Genomic DNA, 2785 nt, shown 5'->3' on the forward strand with positions numbered 1-2785 from the left:
TCGACAAGGGCTAACAGAACGGGGATTGGCCTGGGCCGTCGGCATCCCTCGGCACCTCAAGGTGTATCCGGTTGATGTGAAGCTCATTTGGCCGATTACCAAAGTCCGCGGGAAACCACGAAAGCACGTAAGCGCTTAGCCTTAACCCTTGCTTCGGGATCTGGATAGCTATGCGAAGAAAGCCTCCGGCTTTGGACGGAGGTTTTGGATGGGATTGGACAGCAAAAAAGACGTCCATTTGGACGGCCCATCGGCGGGGTCGGTTAGCCGGTTGGAAGTTCTTGAAGGACCGTCGGGGCGCCGCGTGCGTTCGGAAGCTGAGAGAGCTCGGATTGTCGCCGAGAGTCTGTTGCCCGGCGCCCAGGTATCCGAGGTCGCGCGCAAGCACGGAGCGACGCGCTGGCAGATCTACGATTGGCGACGGCGATTTCGACAGCGAGGCATGTTGCCGCCGTGCGAGGCATCCCCGCCGACATTCGCTCCGCTGGTCGTGGAACGTGCTTTGGAGGAGCTTCCTGCTCCGGCGATCAAGCTTGAGATCGTGATCGGTGATGTCGTGCTGCGGACGGATACGGCCATTGATGGTGAGCAGCTGTCCCGGGTGATCCGTGCGGTGCGAGCGTCACGATGATCGCGGCCGGTGCTGATCTGAAGATTTACATCGCGACGCGGCCGATCGACTTCCGCTGTGGCCACGATGGGCTTGCGGCGAAGGTGCAGGAGATGCTTCGTCTCGACCCGTTCAGCGGCGCAGCCTTCGTGTTCCGATCGAAACGAGCGGACCGGATCAAGATTTTGGTCTGGGATCGAACGGGCCTGGTGTTGGTGCACAAGCGTCTCGAAGGTTGCAAGTTTGTTTGGCCAACGATCGCAGACGGCGTGATGCGGATATCGCCGGCGATGTTCGCGGCCTTGTTCGAGGGGCTGGATTGGAGGTTGGTCCGCCCGGAAGAAGCGCGGCGCCCGCAGGTCGCTGGATAACTGCGGCAGAATGACTCGGCAGCTATTTTGAGCGTGGCACGCGCGGCGGCGATGTGCTCGAAATAGCGCATGAGCATCGCGGCGCTGCGCGACGAAAACGAACAACTGAAAGCGCTTTTGGCGCAAACGCAGGCGGCCTTGAGCGAGCATCAGGGGGCGCTGGCGGCGTCGGAGGAAGCGCGGCGTCGGCTGGAGGTCATCCTCGGCGAATTGCGGCGCGACAGGTTCGGCGCGAAGTCCGAGAAGCTGCGGCCAGATCAGTATCACTTACCGTTGGAAGACGTGGAGATCGCGCAAGGCATCCTGGACGCGGCGCAGGAGAGAGCCGAGGCTGTGATCAAGGGCCGATCGCGGAGCGTGCCGGATCAAGGTTCTCATCGCAATCGCGGCTGCTTGCCTGCCCATTTGCCACGCGTGGAACGGATCATCGAGCCTGCAAGCACGCTCTGCCCGTGCGGTTGCGGCGCCATGACGAAGATCGGCGAGGACGTCAGCAAGCGCCTCGACGTGATCCCGGCGCAATGGCGCGTGCTGGTCACGCGCCGGCCGAAATACATCTGTCGTCGCTGTTCGGGGCCCGTCGTGCAGGCGCACGCACCGGAGCACGTCGTGCCCGGCGGGCTGCCGACCGAAGCGGCCATCGCGCACGTGATCGTCTCCAAATTTGGCGACCATACGCCATTTTACCGTCAGGCCGAGATCTATGCGCGCCAGGGGATCCGGCTCGATCGGGCGACGCTGGGCAACTGGTCTGGCCGCGCCTGCTTCCACCTTCAGCCCATCGCGGACCACATGCGCCACCACCTGGCTATGGCGGATCGGTTGTTCATGGATGAGACCAAGGCGCCGGTACTGGATCCGGGGCGCGGCCAAACGAAGAAAGGCTACTTCTGGGCGGTCGCCTCCGACGACCGCGGCCACAGCGGCCCAAGTCCACCGATCGTGTTGTTCAGGTATGCCCCCGGTCGCAGCGGTGCCTTCGCGCAGCAGTTCCTGGACGGCTTTGGCGGACGCTACCTGCAATGCGACGCCTATGACGGCTATGACCGGTTGAACGAAGTCGTTCGACCACAAGGGCCTTGGACGCTCGTGCATTGCTGGAGCCATTTGCGCCGGCGCTTCGTCAAATTGGTGCGCAACAGCAAGTCACCGATCGCCGAGGCCGCTGTTCGGCACATCGCGCAGCTTTACGCCATCGAAGCCATGGTGCGTGGCTCATCGCCGGACATCCGGTTGGCCGCGCGCAAGGAGCACTCGCTGCCAATGATAGCCACGTTAAAGCTGTGGTTCGAGAAACAGCTTTCGATGATCTCCAGCGGTTCGACCCTCGCCGAGGATATCCGCTATGCGCTCAATCATTGGCAGGGGCTGACGCGCTTCCTCGAAGACGGACGTCTCGAGCTTGACACTAACCCGGTCGAGAACGCCATCCGGCCAATCTGCTTGACCAGGAAAAACGCTCTCTTCGCCGGACATGAAATCGGGGCCGAAAACTGGGCCTTGCTGGCATCGATCGTCGCCACCTGCAAACTCAACGACGTCAATCCGGCCAGCTACATCGCCGAAACACTCGAGGCGATCATCGACGGCCATCCCCATAGTAGAATCGAAGACCTCATGCCGTGGCGATTCCGCAAGGCGTCAAGCCAGTCTCAACAGGGACACGGCTGAGCGCTTACGAAAGCACCACGTGCCGGATATCTTATCGATTGCGGCAGAACACATGCTGGCGAGCGCCAAATGGAAAACCGTGAGTTGGCGCAGCGGGACGAAAGGTCGGCTGAAAGCCCGATTTGCTGCTCTC

Annotated in this window: 3 protein-coding genes and 2 pseudogenes; all 5 read left to right on the forward strand. The window is 62.0% G+C overall.

The window, feature by feature from the left end; translation table 11 throughout:
- Positions 1 to 130, forward strand: a pseudogene (locus I6F33_RS37720) (transposase); the annotation flags it as partial.
- Positions 131 to 208: 78 nt separating this feature from the next.
- A complete protein-coding gene (locus tag I6F33_RS37725) occupies positions 209 to 631 on the forward strand; it encodes a transposase (protein WP_225143587.1) in 423 nt (140 codons plus the stop codon).
- Positions 628 to 981, forward strand: a complete 354-nt coding sequence (gene tnpB, locus I6F33_RS37730; protein ID WP_106329899.1) for an IS66 family insertion sequence element accessory protein TnpB — start codon at positions 628 to 630, stop codon at positions 979 to 981. The genes I6F33_RS37725 and tnpB overlap by 4 nt, the downstream gene beginning before the upstream one ends.
- A 69-nt stretch (positions 982 to 1050) precedes the next feature.
- On the forward strand, positions 1051 to 2652 hold the full coding sequence (locus I6F33_RS37735) for an IS66 family transposase (protein WP_225143585.1): 1602 nt from the start codon (positions 1051 to 1053) through the stop codon (positions 2650 to 2652).
- 1 nt (position 2653) lies between these two features.
- Positions 2654 to 2785 (forward strand): annotated as a pseudogene (locus I6F33_RS37740) (IS701 family transposase); the annotation flags it as partial.

It is taken from the genome of Bradyrhizobium sp. BRP20 (genome assembly GCF_020194215.1).
In the GTDB taxonomy this organism is placed as follows: domain Bacteria; phylum Pseudomonadota; class Alphaproteobacteria; order Rhizobiales; family Xanthobacteraceae; genus Bradyrhizobium; species Bradyrhizobium yuanmingense.